The organism is Lacrimispora sp. YZC11 (assembly GCF_057543815.1).
Genome location: NZ_BAAJYQ010000016.1, coordinates 1 through 25,473 on the forward strand (window position 1 = coordinate 1; position 25,473 = coordinate 25,473).

The 25,473-nt window shown below is 41.0% G+C and carries 25 protein-coding genes and 1 pseudogene; 19 read left to right on the top strand and 7 right to left on the bottom strand.

Annotated features, from left to right (window positions below; translation table 11 throughout):
• Positions 1-868 (top strand): exosporium glycoprotein BclB-related protein (locus AC27IJ_RS15325; protein WP_487149636.1); only part of this gene is annotated, 868 nt, incomplete at its 5' end.
• Between the two features lie 379 nt (positions 869-1,247).
• Here AC27IJ_RS15325 and AC27IJ_RS15330 read toward each other — a convergent pair.
• The 3 genes from AC27IJ_RS15330 to AC27IJ_RS15340 are packed head-to-tail and all read right to left on the bottom strand — an operon-like array spanning position 1,248 to position 4,939.
• Positions 1,248-1,976, bottom strand: coding sequence for a ChbG/HpnK family deacetylase (locus AC27IJ_RS15330; protein WP_312445861.1), 729 nt, complete (start codon positions 1,974-1,976; stop codon positions 1,248-1,250).
• A 17-nt stretch (positions 1,977-1,993) separates the two neighbouring features.
• Positions 1,994-3,319, bottom strand: coding sequence for a family 4 glycosyl hydrolase (locus AC27IJ_RS15335; protein ID WP_487149638.1), 1,326 nt, complete (start codon positions 3,317-3,319; stop codon positions 1,994-1,996).
• 6 nt (positions 3,320-3,325) lie between these two features.
• Positions 3,326-4,939 carry a PTS transporter subunit EIIC gene (locus AC27IJ_RS15340; RefSeq protein ID WP_312445859.1) on the bottom strand — a complete coding sequence of 538 codons (1,614 nt, stop codon included), beginning with the start codon at positions 4,937-4,939 and terminating at the stop codon, positions 3,326-3,328.
• Between the two features lie 186 nt (positions 4,940-5,125).
• Here AC27IJ_RS15340 and AC27IJ_RS15345 point away from each other — a divergent pair, with 186 nt between their 5' ends.
• Positions 5,126-5,896 (top strand): MurR/RpiR family transcriptional regulator, encoded by a 771-nt coding sequence (locus AC27IJ_RS15345; protein WP_312504123.1) that lies wholly within the window; start codon positions 5,126-5,128, stop codon positions 5,894-5,896.
• Between the two features lie 113 nt (positions 5,897-6,009).
• On the opposite strand, the gene AC27IJ_RS15350 is transcribed toward AC27IJ_RS15345, so the two are convergent.
• The gene (locus AC27IJ_RS15350) at positions 6,010-6,582 is read right to left on the bottom strand and encodes a DUF4489 domain-containing protein (protein ID WP_312504124.1); all 573 of its coding nucleotides are present in this window, start codon (positions 6,580-6,582) and stop codon (positions 6,010-6,012) included.
• A 251-nt stretch (positions 6,583-6,833) separates the two neighbouring features.
• Here AC27IJ_RS15350 and AC27IJ_RS15355 point away from each other — a divergent pair, with 251 nt between their 5' ends.
• Positions 6,834-7,685, top strand: coding sequence for an N-acetylmuramoyl-L-alanine amidase family protein (locus tag AC27IJ_RS15355; RefSeq protein ID WP_312445855.1), 852 nt, complete (start codon positions 6,834-6,836; stop codon positions 7,683-7,685).
• 746 nt (positions 7,686-8,431) lie between these two features.
• On the opposite strand, the gene AC27IJ_RS15360 is transcribed toward AC27IJ_RS15355, so the two are convergent.
• A complete protein-coding gene (locus AC27IJ_RS15360) occupies positions 8,432-9,064 on the bottom strand; it encodes a manganese efflux pump MntP (protein ID WP_312445853.1) in 633 nt (210 codons plus the stop codon).
• A 421-nt stretch (positions 9,065-9,485) separates the two neighbouring features.
• Between AC27IJ_RS15360 and AC27IJ_RS15365 the strand changes: the two genes are divergently transcribed.
• The gene (locus AC27IJ_RS15365) at positions 9,486-10,025 is read left to right on the top strand and encodes a GNAT family N-acetyltransferase (protein ID WP_313260779.1); all 540 of its coding nucleotides are present in this window, start codon (positions 9,486-9,488) and stop codon (positions 10,023-10,025) included.
• A gap of 311 nt (positions 10,026-10,336) precedes the next feature.
• Here the strand turns inward: AC27IJ_RS15365 and AC27IJ_RS15370 are convergent, their stop codons facing one another.
• Positions 10,337-11,242, bottom strand: a complete 906-nt coding sequence (locus AC27IJ_RS15370) for a DUF2935 domain-containing protein (RefSeq protein ID WP_487149642.1) — start codon at positions 11,240-11,242, stop codon at positions 10,337-10,339.
• A 175-nt stretch (positions 11,243-11,417) separates the two neighbouring features.
• On the opposite strand from AC27IJ_RS15370, the pseudogene AC27IJ_RS15375 reads away from it, so the two are divergent.
• From AC27IJ_RS15375 to AC27IJ_RS15405, 7 genes and pseudogenes are all read left to right on the top strand, one after another.
• Positions 11,418-11,669: pseudogene (locus AC27IJ_RS15375) on the top strand (helix-turn-helix domain-containing protein); the annotation flags it as partial.
• Between the two features lie 144 nt (positions 11,670-11,813).
• Positions 11,814-12,626, top strand: a complete 813-nt coding sequence (locus AC27IJ_RS15380; RefSeq protein WP_487149644.1) for a motility protein A — start codon at positions 11,814-11,816, stop codon at positions 12,624-12,626.
• A gap of 10 nt (positions 12,627-12,636) precedes the next feature.
• On the top strand, positions 12,637-13,329 hold the full coding sequence (locus AC27IJ_RS15385) for an OmpA/MotB family protein (protein ID WP_312504131.1): 693 nt from the start codon (positions 12,637-12,639) through the stop codon (positions 13,327-13,329).
• Positions 13,330-13,490: 161 nt separating this feature from the next.
• Positions 13,491-14,747 (top strand): CYP152 family fatty-acid peroxygenase CypC, encoded by a 1,257-nt coding sequence (cypC, locus tag AC27IJ_RS15390; RefSeq protein ID WP_487149646.1) that lies wholly within the window; start codon positions 13,491-13,493, stop codon positions 14,745-14,747.
• 482 nt (positions 14,748-15,229) lie between these two features.
• Positions 15,230-15,382 (top strand): CPC_1213 family protein, encoded by a 153-nt coding sequence (locus AC27IJ_RS15395; RefSeq protein ID WP_312445845.1) that lies wholly within the window; start codon positions 15,230-15,232, stop codon positions 15,380-15,382.
• 32 nt (positions 15,383-15,414) lie between these two features.
• Entirely contained in the window at positions 15,415-15,624 is a 210-nt protein-coding gene (locus tag AC27IJ_RS15400) for a cold-shock protein (RefSeq protein ID WP_312445844.1), read from the top strand.
• 24 nt (positions 15,625-15,648) lie between these two features.
• Positions 15,649-15,855: a heavy metal transporter gene (locus AC27IJ_RS15405; RefSeq protein ID WP_312504133.1), complete on the top strand. Its 207-nt coding sequence runs from the start codon at positions 15,649-15,651 to the stop codon at positions 15,853-15,855.
• 101 nt (positions 15,856-15,956) lie between these two features.
• Here AC27IJ_RS15405 and AC27IJ_RS15410 read toward each other — a convergent pair whose 3' ends face one another.
• Positions 15,957-16,535 (bottom strand): GNAT family N-acetyltransferase, encoded by a 579-nt coding sequence (locus AC27IJ_RS15410; RefSeq protein WP_487149649.1) that lies wholly within the window; start codon positions 16,533-16,535, stop codon positions 15,957-15,959.
• A gap of 375 nt (positions 16,536-16,910) precedes the next feature.
• Between AC27IJ_RS15410 and AC27IJ_RS15415 the strand changes: the two genes are divergently transcribed.
• The 8 genes from AC27IJ_RS15415 (at position 16,911) to AC27IJ_RS15450 (ending at position 25,455) form a co-directional block, all read left to right on the top strand.
• The gene (locus AC27IJ_RS15415; RefSeq protein ID WP_487149651.1) at positions 16,911-17,477 is read left to right on the top strand and encodes a thymidine kinase; all 567 of its coding nucleotides are present in this window, start codon (positions 16,911-16,913) and stop codon (positions 17,475-17,477) included.
• A 427-nt stretch (positions 17,478-17,904) separates the two neighbouring features.
• Entirely contained in the window at positions 17,905-19,398 is a 1,494-nt protein-coding gene (locus AC27IJ_RS15420; protein ID WP_312445838.1) for a PTS transporter subunit EIIC, read from the top strand.
• A gap of 15 nt (positions 19,399-19,413) precedes the next feature.
• Complete coding sequence (locus AC27IJ_RS15425) at positions 19,414-20,061, top strand: N-acetylmannosamine-6-phosphate 2-epimerase (protein ID WP_313260644.1); 648 nt, start codon at positions 19,414-19,416, stop codon at positions 20,059-20,061.
• Between the two features lie 129 nt (positions 20,062-20,190).
• Positions 20,191-21,003, top strand: a complete 813-nt coding sequence (locus AC27IJ_RS15430) for a MurR/RpiR family transcriptional regulator (protein ID WP_312445835.1) — start codon at positions 20,191-20,193, stop codon at positions 21,001-21,003.
• Between the two features lie 180 nt (positions 21,004-21,183).
• Entirely contained in the window at positions 21,184-22,104 is a 921-nt protein-coding gene (locus AC27IJ_RS15435) for a YIEGIA family protein (RefSeq protein ID WP_312445833.1), read from the top strand.
• Positions 22,091-22,282 (top strand): capping complex subunit for YIEGIA, encoded by a 192-nt coding sequence (locus tag AC27IJ_RS15440; RefSeq protein WP_312445831.1) that lies wholly within the window; start codon positions 22,091-22,093, stop codon positions 22,280-22,282. The genes AC27IJ_RS15435 and AC27IJ_RS15440 overlap by 14 nt, the downstream gene beginning before the upstream one ends.
• Positions 22,283-22,303: 21 nt before the next feature.
• The gene (locus tag AC27IJ_RS15445; RefSeq protein WP_312445829.1) at positions 22,304-24,628 is read left to right on the top strand and encodes a xanthine dehydrogenase family protein molybdopterin-binding subunit; all 2,325 of its coding nucleotides are present in this window, start codon (positions 22,304-22,306) and stop codon (positions 24,626-24,628) included.
• The gene (locus AC27IJ_RS15450; RefSeq protein ID WP_312445828.1) at positions 24,625-25,455 is read left to right on the top strand and encodes an FAD binding domain-containing protein; all 831 of its coding nucleotides are present in this window, start codon (positions 24,625-24,627) and stop codon (positions 25,453-25,455) included. Before AC27IJ_RS15445 ends, AC27IJ_RS15450 begins: the two co-directional genes overlap by 4 nt.
• Positions 25,456-25,473: the final 18 nt, after the last annotated feature.

Genomic DNA, 25,473 nt, shown 5'->3' on the forward strand with positions numbered 1-25,473 from the left:
TACCGGTGCAATAGGACTTATTGGAGCAACAGGGCCCACCGGACCTACCGGTGCAATAGGACCTATTGGAGCAACAGGACCCACCGGACCTACCGGTGCAATAGGACCTATTGGAGCAACAGGACCTACAGGACCTATTGGTGCAACAGGCCCCACAGGACCTACAGGACCTACTGGTGTAACAGGCCCCACAGGACCAATAGGACTTACTGGTGATACAGGGCCTACGGGTCCAATAGGCCCCACGGGACCTACGGGTCCAATAGGCCCCACGGGACCTACAGGGCCTATTGGAGCAACAGGGCCTACTGGACCCACTGGTCCCACCGGTCCTACTGGCGCTATCGGCTTGGCGGGCAATGGAGCAATTATTCCGTTTGCGTCCGGTACACCTGTTAATTTGACCACAGTGCTCGGAGGATTGCTTAACACCTCCAGCGCAGTTGGATTCGGGAGCAACCTTCCCGGCATCTCCGCTTCCAGCGGAACAATCAATCTGCTGGGGCTGACGAACTTGGCGTTTTCCATGCCCAGGGCTGGGATTATTACCTCATTGGCCGGTTATTTGAGCATTAGCGCTGCGGTTAGCCTGATTGGCTCGACTGTAACAGTAACCGCTCAGTTGTTCCAATCCGCCACACCTAACAACACCTTCGTTGCGGTGCCGGGCGCAGTGGTTACGCTGTCGCCTCCCCTCACGGGATTGATTTCTATCGGGAGTATCAGCAGCGGTGTAACTACTGGATTGAACATTCCTGTTACCGTAGGAACCAGGTTGCTTTTGGTATTCTCCGCAGAGGTCACGGCTGGTCTCGATCTGGCAGCCACCATCGCAGGCTATGCCAGTGCTGGCCTTGGTATTTCCTAAGAGGTACAAAAAGCAACCCTTACAATTTTGTGTTTTTAAAACAATAAAGCAGCTTCGAATGATTCAGTATTGGAGCGGGGCGTCTGTTCGCAGACGCCCCGTTTTCCTTATGCAGCCATTAAAAGGCCCCGTTTTTCTTAAATTACAGGGTACGGGACCCATAAGCCCCACAGTCCCGTTGAGCCAACCGGGTTCGGAGCTGATTACCCAGGCCTATTCTGAGATATTGCTTATTATTATTGAATAATTATGAGGTTTATACTATGAAAAAGGAGATTGATAGTAACGTACTACGCAGCAAACTATACAACACGATACAAGAATGTAGAAAGACACAGAGGCATCCGGATTTTATTCCCGGATGCCTCTGTGTTACTAATCACAGCTGACTGTAATTAATCAATTCGACCGAATATTTTTGTAGCATATCTTTTGTTTTACTGTTAACCAGAAAATCCAGTTCTGCAAGGCGCTGCAGATTGTAAGAGGAGGATTGGAGCAGATATGAGTCCACATAGGCCGGGTGGCTCATCAGTTCCACAAATGGCCTGGAAGAGATATCGTCCATATGATCGTATACATAAGACAGCCCCGGTTCCCCGTGGTACGTGCGGAATTGTATAAAATCCACGTGCGGAAAGCCTGTTATATCGTGGTTTCTCAGCGGAAGCCGGTATTTTTCTGCGAGTGTCCTGGCTGCAGCAGCCATAGCAGGATTGCTGTCTGTTGTGAATAAGTGGGAGTCAAGATGGGTCGGTTTTTTATCCATTACCTCTACAAACCGCTGGTATTGAGCCTCTAGTTCTGCCAGGATATCTTCCGGCAGATAATTGTGGGAGGATGATAGATTTCGTGGCTTAATAAAAGATCCGTCTTTTCCGGTCAGAGTGCTGCCTTTGGTAAGAGGCTGCCCAAGGGCGATGTTTAAATGCAGGCCGACTCCCAGAGAGGGGCATTCTTTTGCAAGGGCGGCAGCGTGCTGAAGGCCAGGAGTATTGGTTATAAGTGTTGTTGATGTAAGTACCCCTTGCAGATGAGCATCTATGATCCCATAATTGACAGCCCGGCAATAACCGAAGTCATCTGCATTTATAATCATTTTACACATAGATACAATCCTTTCTTTCAGGTCAGTTTGGGCCAATAGCCTTTGTTTTCTTCAATCAGGCGGTCCAGGATCTTTCTCGCTTTCTTGGCGTCTGTAACGGTGCGGTTTAACGTCAGTGCCTGCAATGCTTTTGTGTAATTGCCTTCAAAATAAGCTTCGCAGGTCAGGCGTTCGTAGGCGTACTGGTTTTCCAGCAATGCCTTATAAAAAACAGAGACAGGTCCGGTGTGGAACGGTTTGGGCCCGCGGCTGCCCAGCAGGCAGGTCACTTCCACAACTGCATCATCCGGAAGGTTCTCGATGATCCCTTCATTTTTAACCATTATAACATAGTACGCATTTTTATTTAAGTAGATAGCTTCCGCTATGGACAGGATCATATCACCGTGCGCTTCATTTTTTACTACATGGATCCCATCCAGACTGTTTTGACTGACTGCACGGCGGCATTCGGAAAACACCTGTTTTTCACGACCATCCATGACTTCGTTTGCTCTGGTATAATCCGGGTTTAACTTGGAAGCCTTGTACTCAGGATAGATATAGTATTGGAGGTAGGTGGAAGGCACATACTCATCAAAATCATTAACCATATCCTGTACCAGTGCATAAGTATCGAGCCAGGAAGGGTCGCGCTCGGCGGCATCGGCTGGCAGAAATCCCTTATCCTTTATCCGCTCCTTTAGATGGGGAAGCAGATCCTGGCCGTTCTGATTGTAAAGATGGGTAAACCATCCGAAATGGTTTAGTCCGAAATAGGTGGGTTCCAGGGATTCGGCCGGTACATCGAGCAGCTTTGCGAAAGAATGAATCAGGTTGATCGGCTGGTCACAGATATTGAGAATCCTTTTGTCATCTGGAAACTCTCGCTGCAGGCCATAAGCTACAATGGCGGCTGGATTGGTATAATTCAGGATCCAGGCATTTTGACTGTGTTTACGCACATCCTTTACAATTTCGATCATGTCTTTTAAGGAACGGATCCCGTAGGCAAAACCGCCGGGTCCGCAGGTTTCCTGGCCAAGCACTCCGAATTCCATGGGGATCTTTTCATCCTTTTCCCGCATAGGATATCCGCCTGTACGGATCTGAACCATAACAAAATCGACGGAGTCATAGGCAGCGTCTTTGCTTGTTGTATAAGTGACTTTTACTTTAGGAGCGTGCAGGCGGAATAGCAGCTGCGCATATTCTCCAATAGGAGCCTGACGTTCTGCGTTAATATCATAAAGAACCAATTCTGTGACCGGGAGAGAATCCATGTGGCGGATAAATGCATTCAATATTCCGGGGGTCCATGTGGAACCGCCTCCCACGATCGTAATCTTTAACTTATGTTTCATTTTATTTTAATCCTTTCCAGTATGCTTCGCGTGATACAATGCTTTCACATCTCTTGCAATGCTTTCAACTTTCAAACCGTAGATGACCTGTATTTGATTGGCAGAAGGACAGACAATACCTGTTGCGCCGGTTGATTTTAAATTGTGCTCTTGAACCAGGGACATGTCCTTGATGGTAACACGCAGTCTGGTAAAGCAGTTGTTGATTTCATCGATGTTTTCTCTGCCGCCTAAGTATTCCAGGATCTGTTCCGCCATCTTTGTGCCGCTTCCGGAATTCACAAGTGGCGTTATTTCGTCTTCTGTATCAGCCCCTTCATTTCTTCCGGGAGTTGAAATATTAAACTTTCGGATCAGGTAGGTAAAGCCGTAGTAGTAGATAACCGCCATACCCATGCCGATCAGTACCACAAGGTACCATTTGCTCTGTGCTCCCCGGAAGATACCGAAAATTGTAAAATCAATCAGTCCTGCCTGTACGCCCCCAACGCTGCAATGGAACAAAGCGGCCGTCATATAGCCGATCCCAGTCATGATTACATGGAACAGGAAGAGCACCGGTGAGATAAACATAAAGGAAAATTCCAGCGGCTCCGTAACACCCGTAAGAATTGACGCGGTAACGCTTGCGGAGAGCAGTGCCTTGACTCTTTTTTTGTTTTGATCATCTGCAGACCGGTACATAGCAAAGGCAGCAGCCGGAAGGCCGAAGATGACGATAAGGGAGTGCCCCTGGCCTACGTAGCGGGCGCCCATCTGGAATACATCATTTGGGACCTGGCTGTTTGACGCAATAGCAGTATTAAAAATATTTAATGCGCCCATGACAGTCTGACCATCAATGGTCGCTGTTCCGCCTACCGGTGTAAAGCGTACAACCTGGTTTAGAATATGATGAAGTCCGGTAGGAATCAAAAGCCTGTTGGCAGCACCGTATACAAATGGTCCGAATACTCCAATGGAGTTGATCCAGTTACCGATCAGTCCGATGAATGTGTTAAAGAACGGCCAGATAAAGTAAGATGCGATCCCAGCCAGTGGGATGGTGATAATGGTAATCAGCGGGACAAAGCGTTTTCCACCGAAAAAATTAACGGCGCTTGGAAGAGTGATCGTGTAGAACCGGTTATGTAAAGCGTTTACAAGAAGTCCTACCAGAATGCCTCCGAATACATTCATGCGGAGTGTGAAATATCCCAGCATGGTCTCATATTTAGCATTTACAATGGTTGCGTCCACCTGTGACATCCCCTGTTCCATAAGCTTGCTGATGCTTGTGGATTCAGCGGTAATACCGTTCAGCCCCAGAATGTAATTTAAAGTGTAATGAAATACAAGGAAGCCCAGGACAGCGGAAAATGCCGCGGTCGGTTTTTCATCCTTTGCCATGCCGATAGCGATGGACATACAGAAAAATAAAGGCAGGTTTCCGAATACCAGTCCGGCCAGCTTACGGATAAAACCAATAAAATTCTGAACGTAAACAAGATTTACAAATGTTTCCCCTACAATTGCACTGTTCTGCATTGCTGCTGCAAGACCGCTGAATATACCGGCGACTGCTATGGTAGAAATAGGCAGAAGCAGCGATTTTCCGAATTTTTGCCAAAACTCTTTCATTTAAGACCCTCCGTCTCCTTAATGTAATGATTTCAATACCGGTATGAAATTATAGCTTTATAATATAGGATTTATTTTGATTTACAAGTGTTTGGAAGTATATTATTATTTATATACGAGAAGTATAAATAAACACAAAATGTGTATTATTTCACATCATGAGAAAAGGGCTCCGGAGGGTGAAAGATGAATTTTTTTGACCAGCTGTCAAACAGGGGAATAAAGCTGAATCCTACAGAAGAAAGAATTGTTAATTATTTACTGGAACATTACGGCATATTGCAAGATTTAAAGATTGCCAAGGTGGCGGAAGAGTTATATCTGTCACCCAACTCCATTGTGAGACTTTGTAAAAAACTGGGCTATCACGGGTTCAGTGAGTTGAAATACCAGATCATACATGACCGGAAACAGTATGGAATAGAGGCCGCTGAGCAGCAGACCTCTGTTATGGACAGCTTAAAACAGACACTGGCCATCAATTCACGGCAGAACATTGAGAAAACGGCAAGGCTGATTTATGAAAGCCGCCAGGTAATATTTTTTGCACTGGGTCTTTCCAGGATCGTGGCCTTGGATCTGGCAAAAAAGCTTGAGCATTTAAATAAGATCATTATTGTCCCTGATGACCGTGATAACTGCATCTTGTATGCCAATAACTTAACACAGGGGCAGATCGCTTTTTTCATCAGTTATTCTGGAAGTACTGATATCATATGCAAGCTTTCCTACATTGCCCAGACAAGGGGAGTTCCTATCGTGACGCTTACAGGAATGAGTCAGAACCCTATTTCCGGCAGCAGTGTGGTAAGCCTGTATGCCTATTTTAGGAAACTGAGCTACAGGGATGCCGATATTACATCAAGGATTGGTTTTTATCTGGTGACAGAATTGATTCTGGAAGAATATATGAAGCTTTTTCGTATGGAACAGCAGTTAGAGAATGAAATTGATTAAGAAATCGTTGCAAATCAGTTAAAAAATATGTAAATAAAAGGCGAGTATCCCATAGTTGTAGGAACTCGCCTTTCTGCAGCCAAAGTTCATGGAGTAAACTGAAATCTTTAACCTTAGTAATTACATGAACCATCAACAATGACAGCAGCAAGAGATGAATTGATAATAGTTGTTATACCGGTAGTAGTAATGCCAGCTTGAGTAACTACTACACTATAGATACAGCATTCATCACAGGTTGTATCACAATCGCATACATAAAATGAGAAGGTATTACCAATGGTATTACCTTCCGTTTCTTCAGTAGAGGGTGAAAACGTCCAAATTGGCCCTACGGGAATAGGTGTCAATTGATTTCTGCATTGTTTAAAAACCTGGAAGTTAAGAATTATAGTTGCATCGGTAGTAATGATATTATTTGCAAACTCTAATTGGATACATGGCTGTTTCATCCTTTTGGTGTCTACATTTACAGTAGCTAATGTAAATGTAACTCCGGCAGGGGTCTCAACAGGAAATACCAGAGTCCCTGATGACGTACCACATTTTAAGCGTGTTCTATTAGGCTTTAAAGGCTTTGGGATCCTCTCAAATTTACAAACGCAATCACACTCACTGCATTTATGGTCACAATCATAACAGGTATCTCTATCTTCGTATCCATCACTGTATTCATTCGCATTCATAAAAAGTCCTCCTTATCCTGATTTTACATTTCTGTCTTAACCTTTATAGTCTATTATATTCTAAAGCCAATTCTTCGTGATTTTACAGATGATACAGATGATGAATATACAGAACCGGGAGAAGAGGAGACTGAAAAAAGTCCCCATATCATTCAGATGAAATTTTCATTAAGTAAATTGTAAATATATTGTAATGCCAAAATCTGGGATCTGCTGTTATACTTATCTTATAAAAAACAGGAGGTACGAACATGAATAAATATTTAAAATTATTGTTAACCGGCATTAGCTCCCTAGCACTGGTCCTGTCAGGGAGTGCGTTTATAACACAGGCAGAGGAACCAGCTTCATTACCCAGTTCCATACGTATCTACGGAAATGTAACCGAGGTTTCCGATAACAGACTCCGTATGATACGGAAAGACGGTGCAAGCGCAGACCAGGAAATCATCCTGAACCTTTCCACTGAGTCAAGGATTCTAAATTCCGTCAGCGGAGATCCTGTAACAGCCGAACAAATACAGAAGGGGGAATTTATCTATGCTGACATTAGCCCGGTTATGACCCTTAGCCTGCCGCCTATGTCAAATGCCATTACAGTGCTTTGTAAAGTCCCGGCTGATTACCAGGTTCCGGAATACATAACTGTAGCGTCTATGAATATAAACTCAGACGGGCAGACCGGTATCCTTACCTCTGATACAGGGAAACAATACAGCATAACAGATCAAAGCAAACTATTTCCATATTTAACCCGTAACATTGTTACGGTCCATGACCTGTCAAAAGGCCGCAATTGTCTGGTATGGTCGAAGGATAATACTGTTTCAAAGATTATGGTATTCCCCAATTCTGGCAAATCGGATTTGCAAACCGGCTGGATTAAAAAAGACGCTTCCTGGTATTTCTATGATATAAATGGCTTGCTATATACAGGATGGCTAAATGATAACGGTGACTGGTATTACCTGGATCCAGAAAGTGGAATTATGAGAACAGGGTTCCTCACCCTGGAGGACAATACATACTATCTGCAAAAAGATGGCCGAATGCTTACATCATCCAAAGCATTTACTCCCGATGAAAACGGCGTACTAAGATAAGCAGTAACCGATCTTGCCGGAGTTCCACTGGAACCAATCCATTTACTAAAAATCCCTCTCAGACAATGACTTTGTCCTAGAGGGATTTTTCAGATATTTTCGTTTTTTATTGGTATATTTTCAAGTTGGTACATATAATTATACTGGCAGGTACAAACTGCTGGCAATCGTGTATAGGGTGGTAGGCCTCGATTCTACATAGAATGGAGGTGTTGCTCATGAAGTATTATGACTTTAAGGACCTAATGTCTTTTGGTATGTTCCTTCTGGCACTGCTGACATTCGTCTTTATGACATGTCACTAAATGCAAAAAGCCTTCCCTGTACTTTGGCCGGTTGGGAAGGTTTTTGCTTTTCTAATTAGCCAACCACCCTGTGGCGATTGCCTTTCTTTATTATATTATACCTACTGTTTAAAATATTACAAGTACATGCATTTATTTTAAAATCTTTGCAGAAAGATAAGAGTGATTGCAGCATAGATTATAGGTAGGCGTCAGATGATCTTTTGATAACAAGAAAGTATATCTATACGCTTCCATTTATTCTGCTGTCTCTTAGTTTTATTACATATTTACGGTTTTTTCTTTCAAAGTCCCTGGCTCTATAAAGCAAAATGCTTCAATTTCGTCAGCATTTACTCCATTATCATTAACAAATTGCTATTTCTATAAGTTAGCGGTGACGAAACTAAACGGTTGCAGGGACGAAGGCTAAGTATTCTCCATGCATATCCCAGCTATATTTTAAAAACGAATAATCCCCAAATGCTCAAGTAAAATTTTTAAACCAATTAAAACTAATATAATACCTCCGGCCAACTCCGCTTTTGATTTGAACCTTGTGCCGAATATGTTACCTATTTTAACACCGAGTATGGATAAGGCAAATGTTGTAATCCCGATAAGAGAAACCGCCGGAGCGATGTTGACCTGTAGAAAGGCGAAGGACACTCCCACAGCCAGAGCGTCTATACTCGTGGCAAGGGCAAGGGGCAGCATCTCGTCGGGCTTTAGAGAGGCTTCACTGTTGTCAGGCCGTTTCCCCCCGGGGCAAGTTCTGTCTTTGCATGTTTCAAGTGGACAGACTCTGTCAGGGCAGCCCCCTTCTTTGAAACTTTCCAAAATCATTCTACCGCCTAGAAAGCAGAGCAGTGCAAATGCGATCCAATGGTCATACGAGATAATCTTGTCTGCAAACCATGTGGCTACAAAATACCCTATAAGCGGCATAACAGCTTGAAATAAGCCAAAGTACAGCCCGACAATCATTGCCTTTTTTACTGTAGCTTTCGGCATTGTCAGCCCTGTGCAGATCGCCACGGCAAAGGCGTCCATAGATAGCCCTACTGCGAGAATAAAGAGTTCGATTAAATTCATTTTACTTCCTCCGTACCATATCGTTTGTTCAACAAAAAAAGACTCCCGTACAACCCTGTTAGGTTATACTTGAGTCAATATAAAGTAAAAGACCTATGTATAGCCTGGGCTATACATGAGTCTCGTTTTTTAAGACAAGCCAGACCATAATGGTCAGTATGTTGACTTGACACGCGGAACAGTCCGCGCTAACTACTCCCTCATGAGCTATTCTGTTGTATTGGTAGTATAGCATGGAAATGTATCCGATGTCAATTGCCTACATGTCGCTGTATTTTCTCTCATCTGAAATCCTTTTTCTTCCAACAGCGGATTCCGTACTGCCAGGATCTCTCCCTTATGAAAACTTAATATTGATAATAAATAAATTGGGTGATAGTATATTCAAAAGGATTATTTATATAATTAAAGGGGGTATCTCGTGAATAAAGTTTCAGTTAAGCTATTGTCTTTGGATGATGCAGACAGTCTTTTTGAATTTGAAGTGGAAAACCGTTCCTATTTTGATACTATTGGTTTGTCTCGAAGTGACGCTTATTATAATCGCACCTCGTTTCAAGGAATAGTAGAAAATTTAGTAGCTGAACAAGAAAAAGATATTCACTATATGTATCTGGTGGTGAATGCTCAAGGTGATGTTATTGGCAGAGCTAACCTTACTGACGTTATAAAGGAACCTTTATGTAAAGCTGAGTTAGGATACCGTATCGGTGAAAAACATCAAGGGAAAGGATTTGCAACCGCAGCTGTAAAGCTAATTATTAAGCAAGCAAGCCTGGTGCATAAGTTACACAGAATTGAAGCTGGAACCTCACCTCATAATGTAGGCTCTCAAATTGTTCTAATAAAAAATGGTTTTCAATTTGTCGGAAAGTATAGCCAGTATATTTTGAAAGGTGATGGTTGGGCTGATAGCCTGATTTTTGAAAAAGTTTTAGACTTAAGTGATGACGATATATGAAGATTAATAACCGAACAGGAAGAAATATAAATGAATTAAATTCGTAAAGAACTATCAGCTATGATATTAAGCGGGTAGTTCTTTTTTGTCCAGTTATTCAGGCAGATAAACTGAATTTGATTGAATAGGAAAGCAGTTTTATGGAACATAGAATACAGCCGTATTTCAATTTGAATACGATTAAAAGGTTGCAATTAAAAAGTTTAAGGGGCGGTGCATAGCACTGCCCCTAAGCAACAAAAATACAAGAATGGCCGCAGATGAACTCCTTGATTTTAGACCTATAGAGTAGAACCTTTTTAAGAAGAGCGTTAAGGCAATTGTCGAAGCAATCGGATATAATGGTTTGATTCACGCAGCACATGATCCGCCAACAAAGGTAAAATAATACTGCGTATTTTGCATTCATTGAGCCCCTTTGTACCCGCTTCTTTGAAATCGCGGTACTTTTCAGTTTGTTGTAAGGTTGTACCCGTTACGCTGCCAATCGTCATATCAGTAGCCGCTCTTGCCGCTTGTATTAAATCAGAATATTCCCCAGCAAAATTATTCGCAGTATTTATGAGATCGCATTCGGTTGGATCAAGCAAACCTCGGATAAATAATGCATGTTCCATCATAATTTGATCCCAAAACAGCTCGGTTTCTTTTAGGGTTTCCTCCGGATTCTGCTGGTTTTCCAGCGCGACTAAATGGCTATAATACATTTTTGCCTCACGCAGGATATGGTCAATGAGCAGTGGGTAGTTTGCTGTGAACATGCGACAGGACAATACCTCATTCAATATTCCTGTCTTGAAATCGATAAGTCCCTCCAGCATTGGTTTGACGAGGGCATTAAGCTGGCTTACCTGCTGTATCAATGCAGGGGTAATCAAGGGATTGACCGCGCCATAAAGTGCTTCTTCCAGCTTTGTGATCTCCTGATTGATGGCTATGCCGGTAAAGTATTGTGTTTTTTGTTCGCTGCCAAGGGTGTAATCCGTGACGATTTCACCGGAGGACGCCACAATAGGGCTGATAATGCCATTCCCCAATACTACGGCATTATGTAAAATAGCCTCGAACTGCTGCTTGTATTGATCAGCAACATTGGAAAAGTCAGGATTGGCCGGAGTAAAGCCAGCCTCCAAGAATAAGGAATGTTCTTTCATAATGCGACCAAAAAACATATTTAGCTCAAGTGAGAGGATTACATATTGCTGTTCAGTAATCATAGAAATCTCCTTTATTGTTCTATCGATATCATATGCCGGAGCTGATGGCTTATTGACTGGAAATATAACTGGATTACAATTATTTAATTACAGGATACAATCACTTTAGACTATTTCCACCATGACCAAGCACTGCGATTAAAATAATCGGTATAGGTTTTACCGAGAAAATCAAATAGTAATTAAAACGGTTATCGACTTTATCGAAAATCATCTTGATGACAAGCTGGAGCTTGAAACGGTTGCAATCGCTGTACAGTATTCAAAATATCATTTGCACCGAATGTTTACTGATACGGTGTGCATGGCAATCCATGGTTATGTAGGGCGGCAGCAGCTTAACGAAGCGTCGAAGCTGTTGGTGTTCTCGGACAAGCCAATCATTGAGATTGCTTTTATCTGCGTCTATGAAAGCCAACAGGCATTCTTGAAGTGATATAAAGAAAATATAAAGAAAACATTTGGTCTCTTAACTGCCATTAAATCCTATGCTGAATCAACCGATATTAAATTGTCATGCAAAATACTTAAGAGGTTTACGCTTCTGAAAATTACTGTTAGGAGGTTTTCAATGTTTAAATTTATAAGCTCAACATTGATCGGACTTGTATTTGGTGCTTCTCTGATTGTCGGATCTGTATTTGTATCCGGACATGCAGATCTATTTTGGAACATACCCTCGGCATTTATTATTTTCGGTGGAACCATAGGAGCTACCATAATGGCTTTTCCTCCACAAAGGCTTAAAACCATTGGAACCGTCATTAAAAAGGCATTTTCGAAAGCACAGTTTAATTTAAGAACGGATATTGCTACGTTAGTCAGATGCGCAGAAATATCACGTAAGGATGGCCTGCTGGCTCTTGAAAACTACCTTGATGATTTAACTGATGATGCATTCCTGAAGCAGGGAATTCAATTTATCATTGATGGTGCGGATGAAGAGCAGCTGAGAAATTTATTGGAAGGTTCAACCTACTTCATGAAACAGCGTCATCAGAAGGGTGCCGCAATGCTGGATATGATAGCGGCTACGGCTCCTGCTCTGGGGCTTCTTGGAACCTATGTAGGCCTTATCCCAATGCTGAATAATCTGGATGATGCAAGCACTTTGGGCCCAATGATGGCGCTGGAACTGGTCTCTTCTTTTTACGGGGCTTTTCTCGCTTACGTCATTTTTTCTCCTCTGGCTAAGAGGCTTAAATTTATGAATAAAGAGGAAGAAACAAGAAGAGAGCTCCTGATCGAGGGTCTGTCAGGCATACAGCAGGGGAAAAACCCAAGGCTTATCAGAGAAGAATTGCAGGCGTTTGCAAATATAAGTCTGGATACGGATGGGGAAAAGGATGGAAGGCCGAAATCTCGTTTTAAATCAAGGAGGTGACTGATTAGTTATGGGCAGATTCCATAGGATCGAAGAGGAATATGAGGAGGATGAGGCAAGTTGGCAAGACAGTTACAGTGACTTAATGACTGATTTGCTTGCTATTTTCGTAATTTTGTTCGCCTTTGCAATGATGAATCAAGCGCTTACGATTCAGGAAAATAAACGGGAAAAAGAAGCAGCTGCGGCCAGCCAGGCTGCGGTACAGCAGCAAAACAACCTTGAATCGAATGCGGAAGAGTTTAACAAGCTTTACGAATACATTAAAGCATACATAGAGGAAGAACAGCTTACCGACGAATTAAGCGTTACAAAACTGGGGAACGATCAGATTCTGCTACGTGTTGCGGCTTCCGTATTTTTTGATTCGGGAAGAGCCGAAATCGATGATGCTGCGGAACCTGTGCTACAGAAAATTTCCGAAATATTGGTCACCTACCAGGACTCCTTTAGAATGGTAAGGATAGAAGGCCATACGGATAACCGCCCAATTAATACCCATATCTATGACAGCAACTGGGAGCTTTCAACAAGCCGTGCCGTTAATGTTCTTAGGTGGTTGTTGGAGACCTCCGGAATCGAAGCAAAAAAGTTTTCTGCCATCGGCTACAGCGAATATTATCCTGTCGATGATAACTCTACCAATGAAGGCAAAAGGAAGAACAGGCGGGTGGACTTTTTTATAGAGGGAACAAACGAATAAGAGCAGGTTCGAGATCCATAAAATCACCAATAAGCCCCTATAAAGGGCTTATCTTTATTAAGGTCAATTGATCTGAGTATAACTATTTATAATACAGAGATAATAAATTAAAAGGAAATTTTCAATGCAAAATCATAATGAAAACAGAAAGAAGAAAAGAAATGGAAGTTAAAGAAAGAATTGCTTATGATAAAGGTTTAGATAATACTCTTAAATTATTGGAAGAAGGATATCTATTTATCAAAAATAGAATGGATCTTTATCAATGTAATATGTTTGAAACTCATATAATGGGAGAAAAAGTAATTTGTATAAGCGGAGAAGAGGCTTGTAAAATTTTTTACGATGAAGAGTTATTTCAACGAAAAGGTGCAATGCCCAAAAGAATACAAAAAACTCTGTTTGGAGTTAATGCTATTCAGGGTATGGATAATAATGCACATATTCAGCGAAAACTATTTTTTATGTCATTAATGACTGAAGCTCATCAAAAGAAACTTGCGGAGCTCTTTGAGAAAGAAATGAAAGATTCTGTTAATGAATGGATAAATAAAAATGAAATAATACTTTCTCATGAGGCTAAAAATATTATATGTAAGGTAGCATGCTTTTGGACCGGAGTACCATTGAAAGAATCTGATATAGAAAGCAGGGCAGATGATTTTTATTCAATGGTTGATGGTTTAGGCGGAGTTGGGTCTAGATACTGGAAAGGAAAAGCGGCACGAAATAGAACAGAAGAATGGATAAGAGGAATAATAGAGGAAGTGAGACAAGGGAAGCTGTTAGTAGAAGATGATTCGGCACTTAATTTGATGGCTTTTCACACGGAGCCTGATGGCAATCAATTGGAGTTGCAAATGGCCGCAAAAGAGCTTATAAACGTAATAAGACCAATTGTCGCTATTTCAACATACATTACTTTTACAGCGTTGGCAATGTATGAGCATCCTGAGTGCAAGGAAGAACTGATGCGCGGAAATAATAATTATATTGAAATGTTTGTACAGGAAGTCCGCCGTTACTATCCGTTTACTCCATTTTTAGGAGCAAGAGTACACAAGGATTTTGCCTGGAATCAGTATGATTTCAAAAAAGGAATGCTTGTAATGCTTGACGTTTATGGGATGAATCATGATTCCCTAATATGGAATTATGATGAATTTCGGCCTGAGCGCTTTATGGAACAAAAAGACAGGACATTTTGTTTTATCCCTCAAGGCGGCGGTGATCCTAAAAAGGGACATCGTTGCCCTGGAGAAGGTATTACTATTGAAATCATGAAAGCAAGTTTGGATTTTCTTGTTAACAAAGTTGATTTTGAAGTTCCGGAACAAGATTTGAGTTATAGTATTTCAAGAATTCCCACTTTGCCCAAAAGTGGATTTATCATTAAAAACATTAGAAAGAAATTTTGAATCGAATCTAATTCATTAAAAAGGCTACACATAACAGTAATCGCTTTTAATAAATTTTTCCTATTTATTCCTATAATATTTTTTTAGATTATGACCATAATAATATTGTGTTCAATAACACATTATTATAAAACGGAGGTGTCAAGCTATGGATGGCAATGCGGAAATAACAGTTTAGCTGTTAGCGAAGGATTGTTAACAGCTTAAACCTTGGTTAGAAAGATGTCCCCCAAATTAATTTGGGGGCATTTTTCTTTATATCTCATGATTCTATCTAGAAATTTTCTCCGTAAATGATTGTCTAATTGCCCAACTAATTAATATTAAGTTTATTCAGTAATGTTTATATAAAGTCTTGTCTAGTTCTCTAACTACCCATACACAATACAATTTCCTGGTTTAAAGTGGAAACCGATCATAGAATGAAATTTTTAAATGATTGGTATACTAAAAAATAGTTATATAATAAAAGGAGGCAAACTATGAGCAAAAATAATTCAAAAAAAAGTACAAGTAATCATAAAAAAGAAGATGGTACTTTTCATTCAAAACATATTAATCATAATCCACAAGCAGAAAGCGCTCGAGCTGTATTCGGGTTAAAGGCAGATAATTCGAAAGATAAAGAATCTTAGTATGAGAGATGATTTGCAAGGAGGTTCTCAACATGTCTAATTATACTGGAGTAGTTAAATGGTTTGATAACGAAAAAGGTTACGGTTTTATCTCAACCAACGAAGGTCAGGATGTTTTCGTACATCATTCACAAGTCAAAGAAAAAACTCATAATAAAGATTTACACGAGGGTGAGTCTGTTAATTTTGACGTTAAACAAGATGATAAAGGTTTATGTGCTTTAAATGTCCATAAAATATAAATTGAACTAGAAAGGAGTTATCTTATGAACAAAATTCATTATAATATATCAGGCATACAAAATTCGGAGATTAAAACTCAGCTAAAAAATGCGTTAGATAAATTAGAAGGAATTTCTATGGTCAATATTGATGCAGCAAGAGGTTCAATTGAAGTCGGATACAATCAATCAACGGACGAAAATTCAATTAAATCTTGTATCGAAAATGTTGGCTGCAATATAGAAAGCTAATCTAGCGAACTCTAAGAATAGAGTCAGTGAAAAAAATATACTACCTCGTGGTAGACAGCTCGTAATATCTAAGAGTAGGGAGAAATATCCCTATTCTTTTTTTACCATGAGTTACTCCTGTATTTAATTTGATTGTCAGGACTTTCGAATCTTGTTTCCGGTTCTCTCCACTCTTTTTTTGTAAGGCGATACTCAAAAGAATGATATATTTTATTGAGTTCTTTAGAATGATAAATTCCTTCCTGTTGGAATAGAAAACCACATTTCTCAATCATATTCTTTGAAGCTAAGTTTTCTTGAAAGCAACATGCCCAAACGTATGAAATACCATGATCAAAAAGATAATCCAGAATTGCAATTATTGCCTCCGACATAATACCTTGCCGTTGATAAGCACGATTTAAGGCACAGCCAAGTTCTCTTGTATCCTCACGCCCTTCTTCTGAATCCTCATCAATAGAAATATGTCCAATTACTTTTCCATTCTCACGCCATACTATTGCCAATTTCCGTCCTTGCAGTATCCATTCAGAAAGGATTGACCTCGTTTGCACTATTGATTCGTGAACAGGCCAGCCTGCCATCTCTCCAACCCCTACTTGGTTGCAATATTCAAAAACATCGTTTAAATCTTGTTCTGTAAAAGGACGCAATTGTAAACGAGATGTTAATATGATCATACCTTTTTCTCCTTTAAAAATGAACTATATAAGTATAATACTTCTTTAATTGCCAACTATCAATATAAGTTTCCAAAAAGCAGTAATCCGTCAAATCTAAACTCTGCCGTGAATGCTGATAAAAGCTGCTAATTTGCTATTTATTAGTCAGTGTGATTACATGGTTCGGGTAAATTGTTCTTAACTAAGAGTGGGAGAGAGACAGTCGGGCATCTGAGGGATAACAGCCAAGGACAGATCAGATATGCTCAATTAGCCAATTTAAAGTTATGGCTATTGTAAAAAGGATTTTTTTACTTTATTATAGTTCTCGTGATTTCATGTTAAATAAACATGGAACATGGACATATTATATTTAAAGATGAGGAGAAATAAATGGCTAAATTATTTTTCAGATATGGCGCAATGGGGAGTTCTAAGACGGCTAACGCACTAATGACCAGATATAATTTTATAGAAAAGGGAAAAAATGTTTTATTAATAAAACCTGATAAAGAAACCAGGGATGAAAAAACGAAAATCAGATCAAGGATCGGATTGGAAGCAGATTGTATTTTATGGTCTGAATTCAAAGGTTACGATTATAATTCAATCATGGAATTAGATGCTATTATTGTGGATGAAGTACAATTTCTTACAGAAAATGATATTGAACAACTTTCTAATATTGTAGATGAATACGATATTTCAGTTTTCTGTTACGGTCTAAGAACGGATTTTACATCCCACCTTTTTCCGGGATCCCAGCGCTTGATGGAACTGGCAGATGAAATTGAGGAACTAAAAACAATCTGCTGGTGCGGTAGAAGTGCCAATATGAATGCAAGGATTGATAAAGATGGAAACATAGTTAGGGAAGGGCAGCAAATATTAATGGGTGCAAATGATAAATACATTTCATTGTGCCGTAAACACTTTAAAGAAGGTAAAATCAGGCAATAGATTTACATGAATTCATATGCTTATTAACAGCCGGGGCGTTGGCCCCGGTAAAAAACATCCTTGAAAGAACATATATTCGATTCCATAATAAATAAACATCATTTTTTGTTATCTCAAATACTTATACAATCATGTTTGCAAATGAATTAGCTGTCTGAAATAGTTATCTTATTCTCTGCAAAGGAACTACTATAGCTGCCGGCAAAATCCCCTTTATTGGACCAATCGTTTTAATTCTTTTTAACAGCTGCAGTACCTGTTAGATCACTTATATTACTTAAATCACTAATAACACTTGATTAAAATAATTATTATTAAAAAAGCATTGACTAAAATAATTTTATAAAATATAATAAAAGTAACTAAAAAAAATGGCATATTGAAACAGCACTTGTACAATATGCGCCTTAGGAGGAGGTATATAGTTATGTTTAAGCAGCTTCAAAAATTAGGTAAGGCATTTATGTTACCAATTGCCATTCTTCCGGCAGCAGGTCTTCTGTTAGGAATCGGCGGGGCAATGTCCAATCCAAACACTATTGCAGCTTATCCATTTTTGAACATCTTTGCTCTGCAGGCATTATTTACTGTCATGAGTAAAGCGGGAGAAGTGGTGTTTGGGAATCTGGCGCTCATTATGTGTATTGGTCTGGCAGTAGGGCTTGCAAAAAAGGATAAAGGAACGGCGGGCCTGGCAGCTGCGGTTGCTTTTCTGGTCATGAATGCGTCAATCGGCGCATTGCTGTCAGTCTTTAAACCGGATGGTAACACAATTGATACCGGTGTTGTGGGCTCTATTGTTATTGGCTGTATGGTTACCTATTTCCATAACCGGTACCGCAATATACAATTGCCCTCGTTTCTGGGATTTTTCGGAGGTTCACGTTTTATACCGATCATATCCTCATTTGCGGCAATTTTTGTGGGCGCAATATTCTTCCTGATTTGGCCTCCTTTTCAGTCATTATTGATTTCCAGCGGCCAGACCATTGCAAGTATGGGAGTTTTTGGAACATTTCTGTATGGATTTTTGATGAGGCTTTGCGGAGCGGTGGGCCTTCATCATATGATTTATCCCATGTTCTGGTATACAGAGTTAGGCGGAGTTGCAACTGTAGGAGGACAGGAGATTGCAGGTGCACAGAAAATATTCTTTGCTCAGTTGGCTGATCCTAATTTTACAGGAATGTATACCGAAGGTACACGATTTTTCGCAGGCCGTTTTGATACGATGATTTTCGGTTTACCGGCTGCATGTCTTGCAATGTATCACTGTGTACCTCAAAAACGCCGTAAATTGGTATTCGGTTTGTTTTTCTCGGCGGCTCTGACATCATTTTTAACAGGTATTACGGAACCCATTGAATTCATGTTTCTGTTTGTAGCTCCATGGCTGTATGTGATTCATGCATTTTTGGATGGTCTCTCTTTTGCGATTGCCGATCTTTTAAGCGTTCGCATCGGAAATACATTTTCCGGCGGAATCATTGACTTTACCTTATTTGGAGTCCTGCAGGGCAATGCAAAGACTCACTGGATCTATGTAGTAGTGGTGGGAGTATTCTGGGCAATTCTGTATTATGTATTATTCCGTTTCCTGATCACAAAGTTTAATATTCCGACTCCAGGCCGCGAGGAAGGAGAAGATGATGAGGTAAATGTGGAAACAAAGGGTACAATCGCTGAAACGGCTCTTCGCGTGCTTGCGGCTTTGGGCGGCAAGGAGAATATCGAAGATTGCGATGCTTGTATTACCCGTCTGCGTGTAGCGGTAAAGGATATTAGCAAGGTTGACAAAGATGCCATTAAACGGGAAGGCGCAGCGGCCGTACTGGAAGTTAAGGGCGGCATACAGGCAATATTCGGAGCTAAAGCAGATCTGATAAAATCAAAAATAAACGACATAATCGGCGAAGAATAGGGAGATGTGATACTTATGAATAGAGGTTTGGTTGTATCTTGTCAGGCGCTTCCGGAGGAACCCCTGCACAGTTCATTTATCATGGGGCGTATGGCTCTGGCGGCAAAAGAGGGAGGCGCAGTCGGTATTCGTGCTAACAGCGTAGAAGATATTGAAGAAATCAAGAAAAATGTGGATCTTCCGATTATCGGAATTATTAAAAAAGTATATGAGGAAGGCAAGCCTTATATCACTCCCACATTTGCAGAGGTGGACGCGCTGGTTCGGACAGGTGTTGATGTAGTCGCGGTAGATGCCACCATAAGTCAGGATGTGAATTTTCTTTATAAGCTTCATGAGAAATATCCTAATCAAAAATTTATGGCAGATATTTCAACGGAAGAAGAGGGACTGCGCGCAGACGAGATTGGTTTTGACTTTGTGGGTCTAACCCTGCTGGGATATACGCCTCAGTCGCAAGGACTGGATAAATTTAAGGTGCTTCAGTCTTTGATTGCGAAATGTACGCATCCTGTGATTGCAGAAGGAAATTTCAACACACCGGAACAGGCTGCAAGGGCTATAGAATCAGGAGCTTACGCAGTCGTTGTAGGAACCGCCATTACGCGTCCCCAATGCATTACCCGTGGATTTGCCGAGGCAGTGTCAAAGGTTAATAAATAAATTAACGCCTTCCTTCTGTTTCCTCTGAAATCTTTTCGTTTTAATTAAAAAGTGATATAATAAGAACACTTTATAAAATATGGGTTCAGTTATTCACAAATTAAAGACGAAAGCACAAGAGGTACCAATATGGACATTCTTTCATCAATTCAAAAGAAATATAGTACGTTTACAGATAAAGAACGAAGTATCGCTGATTACATTTTGAAGGAAGGCAATAATATCCGGAATATGAATATCTCTGTTCTGGCAGCTACTGTGGGAGTTTCTGACGGCACTATCACACGCTTCTGTAAAAAGGTAGGAGGAAAATCTTTTGCAGAGCTGAAAATTCAGCTTGGAAGCGCAGGAGCAGGAAATAAGATTGCCCATTCGGACGATCTTGTGACTCAGGTTTATGATTTTTACAAGACCGTGATCGAACATTCCAATCAGATGATGGATAAAAATGCATTGGAGTATTTGGCAGACCAGATTGCCACGGCAGGAAATATCTATATTTTCGGAGTGGGGTCTTCAGGGCTGACTGCTTGTGAAACCATGCTCCGTTTGTCCCGTATGGGATTTCATGTACAAAGTGTGACCGATTCTCATTTAATGGTGATTTACAGTTCGATTTTGGGACCCGGAGATCTGGTAATCGCAATTTCCATATCCGGTGAAACCGTGGAAGTTGTCAATGCTGTCAGAGCGGCGAAACAAAATGGAGCAAAACTTATCTGCCTTACCAGCTTTACTGACAGCACGATCGCACAGTGCGCTGATTTTTGTTTTCCCGTAGTAAACCCTTTGTTTGTTGATCAGGAAAGATTTGTAAACAGTCAGTTGTCGACTCTTTATATGATCGATCTTCTCTGCCTGATTCTTTTAAAGGATGAAGTCCGGAAGAAAAAGATGAATATTACGGTGGAAACCATTGTCAAACAGTCTCATTTAAAATAGCTTGCAGTAAAAATAAAAAGTGCCAGGGGCAGCTTTGAATTCAAAAGCCACCCCTGGTTTTTTTAAAGCCGTAGTCTGAGAGTACTACTATTTTCTGCATATTGTGACACGAAAAGGAGATAATAATTTAAAATTAAGATTGGAGAATTATGGTTTCACAAGTGACGCCATTATAAAGATATGGAGAAAACATTAGCATTTCACGATCTTGTAATCATCTTGTGCGGTATCGTGATGGGAACGATTGCGCGTATCGTCACCCTTCGTATTGATACACGTCAAAATCCCAGTTATCCTACCGGAGGTTTCATTAGCCTGGTGATAGGAATTCTGGCTTCTGCTTTGGGTTCTGTTGCGATACCGGCTCTGTTAAATAAAGAATTCACGGCAGTTACTTTTATTGCTTTAGCCATCCAGCATTTCCGGGAAGTGAGAAAAACAGAAAAAGACAGTCTTGAGGATCTGGAAAAAACGGAATATTCAAAAAGAGGGGCCGCTTATATTGACGGCATTGCTAAAACCTATGAATCCAGAAATTATTTATCCATGCTTACCTCCCTGTTTGTTGTATTGGTTTTAAGTATTTTATCCGTAAAAAATCTGGCTATAAACTTAATGATTGCCGCAGTCAGCGGCTTTTGTATGATTTATTTCCTGACAAGAATAACAAAAGGCAAATGCATCGGTGATATCTGCAATATAAAAGAAGGAAAAATAACCATAGACCATTCGGATTTATTTGTGGATGGCATGTATGTTACCAATGTGCTGGGAACTGAGAGGATCAGAGAATTATTTTTAAAAGAGGGAATCGGTATTGTCATAGAACCGAAAAGTGATAAATTCAGAATCACGATTGAGAATTATGGGCAGAGGCAGGCCATGCTTTTTGAGGCTACCAGAACTTTTGGCGTGAAGCGGTACAGTTTTACCAGAAAAAGTTATAAAAGAGGGAAACTGCTATTGGCTTTTGTACCAATTATTCGTGATCCTGATGCCATAATAGACGTAATTAAGAAAACACCCGTATTGGAAAACAGCAGGAAAATCAATACAATTATGGATATTAATATAGGAGGGGATATCAATGGGGCAGAGTAGTCCGGAGATATTAGTTTATATAACAGATAACAAAGAAAGAATCATATCAGGTGACCCTTTGACCCTTTATATCCCAGACTCAGAGGAGCGCGAAATATGTCTGACTGATTTGGGAAAGGCACTTCGAGCCGATGTGGTGCAACTGAAAAACGGTGATCATGTATTAATCAGCAGGTAGAATATTTTTAGGAGGCGTCCAATGGAAACCCAGCTGGGAAAAGATACGGTTAGAAAAGAGGCAAAAGATAAAGTAACAGGCGTGGCTAAATATACAAATGATTTCACAGATTCTCCTATGCTTTACGCCAGATTATTAACAAGTGTTCATGCTCATGCCCAGATCGTATCCATAGATACCAGGGAAGCCTCTGTAATGCCGGGGGTAAAAGCGGTAATCACTGCAAAAGACCATCAGGTGATATGCGGGTCCATGCTTCAGGACAGGCCTCCCTTGGCCAGAGAAAAAGTACGTTACTACGGCGAACCGGTTGCCATCGTTGTAGCAGATGATGAAATGCAGGCAAAGGCGGCCGCGGGAAAGATACTTGTAGAGTATAAGCCCTTACCGGTTGTAAATTCCGTGAAAGAAGCTTTCAAAAGGAATCCTGTTATGATACATGAAGCTCTCATGCTATATACAAAAGCAACTGAGGAGGTTTACCCCGTAAAAGGGACCAATATCTGCCATCATCAAAAAATCAGAAAAGGCGATATGAAAAAAGGCTGGCTGGAAAGTGAAATTGTAGTAGAGGGCAGCTTTTCCCTGCCTCAGTCTGATCATGCGGCCATGGAAACCAGGGCAGTTCACTGCATGGTCATGCCGGATGACAGTGTAAGGATCAAGACATCATCCCAATCTCCCTATGAGGTCAAGGAATCGGTCAGCAAATACCTAAATATTCCTGAGGGAAAGATTGTAGTCCAGGTTCCCCTGGTTGGCGGTGCATTTGGAGGAAAAGCCTGTGTGCAGCCAGAGGTTCTGGCAGTGATCGCGGCAATGAATGTAAAAGGAAAATGGGTCAACCTGGCAAATACAAGAGAGGAAGATATGGTCACCTCCCCATGTCATTTAGGGCTGGAAGGAACCATAAGGATCGGAGCAAAAAAGAGTGGACAGATCATGGCGGCTGAAATGACATTCCAGATAGATACCGGAGCATACTCTGATATTTCCCCTAAAATAACAAAAGCAATTGCTGTTGATTGCGCCGGGCCATATCGGATACCAAATATCCAATGTGATTGCTACAGCGTATATACAAACCATCCTTATATAACTTCTTTCCGCGGTTTCGGACATGAGGGACGTACCTTTTGCCTGGAAAGAATGATGGATAAGCTGGCATACGAAATAGGGATGGATCCTTTCCAGCTGAGGCTTATAAACCTGGTTCATGCCGGCGATTTAACCCCCACCCAGGTCAAAGTCACCGCCAGCAATACTGGGAATGCGGCAGAATGCCTTGAGAGACTAAAAACGATCATTAACTGGAAGGAAGGCGCACGCATAGTAGAAGAGAATGGTTTGATCAGAGCGAAAGGAATCAGTTGTCTGATAAAGACCTCCGATACTCCCACAGATGCAGGCGCAAGCGCTGTTTTATCCTTTAATTCAGATGGGAGCGTGAATCTGGATTGTGGTGCTGCTGAGATAGGGCCGGGAATGAAAACAACGGCAGCACAGATATTGGCAGAAAAAATGAGAATAAGTGTCAATGACGTTTATGTAAAGCTGGATGTAAATACCCAGTCAACCCCGTATTTATGGAAAACCGTTGCCAGCATGACAACTTATCTGGTAGGGCGGGCCGTATTAAATGCGGCTGATGATGCCATATCCCAGCTGTTAGATCTGGCATCAATTGCCCTGCGGTGCCCTGTTGAAGAACTGGATTTTGAGAATAAGATGATTTTTGTAAAGCATGATCCAGAGCTTTATATCATGTTCGAGGATCTGGTAAAAGGCTACAAGTTTCCCAATGGAAATTCCCTCAAGGGGCCGGTTATTGGACGTGGCAGCTACGTCATGAATCATCTTACGCCCCTCAATGAGGCTACGGGACGGGGTAAGCCCGGCCGTAGCTGGACGGTAGGTGCTCAGGCGGTTGAAATTGAATATGATACCAGACAGCATACCTACCGGCTGCTAAAGGCTGCTACTGTGATTGATGCGGGCAAGGTTATAAATCCCAAGACTGCAAGAGGGGTGGTCATGGGCGGCATGTGCATGGGGCTGGGACTTGGTACCAGTGAGGATTTCGTCTATAATGAAGAGGGAATTGTAGAAGATACAAGCTTCCGCACCTATAAGATGATCCGCTACGGAGAAAATCCGGAATATCTGGTTGATTTTATAGAGACTCCTCAGATTGATGCGCCCTATGGAGCCAGAGGCATTGCAGAGCATGGTATTATTGGAATACCTGCCGCACTGGCTAATGCCATCTCTTTGGCAGCTCAGATCGATGTAAGCCGGCTTCCAATTACGCCTGAATTCATATGGAGGGAAAGGTCTAAACTATGATTCCTTTTGATTTTGATTATTATAAACCGGGAAGCATGGAGGAAGCATTTGATTGCTATCATGACTTGCTTTCAAATAACAAAAAACCTCTTTATTATGGCGGCGGTACTGAAATTATCAGTATGGCCAGGGTAAATAGCATAAAATTCGATTCGGTCATTGATTTAAAAGGAATACCGGAATGCAGCCAACTTGAGGTAGGCGGCGGGAAATTCAGGATTGGAGCTGCGCAAACCCTTACAAACATTGCGGAATGTAATGCATATCCTCTTTTGTCTAAAACCATAAAAAGAATTGCAGATCATACGATCCAAGGGAAAATTACCATAGGCGGCAATCTGGCCGGCACAATCAAGTACCGGGAGGCATCCTTACCGCTGATGATAAGTGATTGTACCTTGCAGGTAATGACACGGGGAGGATTGACTGAATTGCCATTTTCAAAGGCATTCAATGGAAAACTGCAGCTAAAAGAAGGAGAATTTCTGGTCTCCATATTGATAGAAGAGAGTGATTTGAATATACCTTACAATCATGTAAAAAGAACCAAACAGGAGAAAATAGATTATCCATTGATTACTATGGTGGCATTAAAAAATAAGAAAGCCGTAAAAGCGGCGATTGCCGGGTATGGTGATAATCCTATCATTTTATCGGAGAGGATCATAAACCATAAATTATATAACGTGGAACAAAAAATTAAAAAAGTCATAAATTTGGCCCGCAGTGATTGTAAAAGTGATTTATCAGGAAGCAGGGAGTATAGGGAATTCGTATTGGAAAATATGCTTCAGGAAATGTTTATTAATTTTGAAAAGATCGGATGATCCTTTCAGGAATTGAGG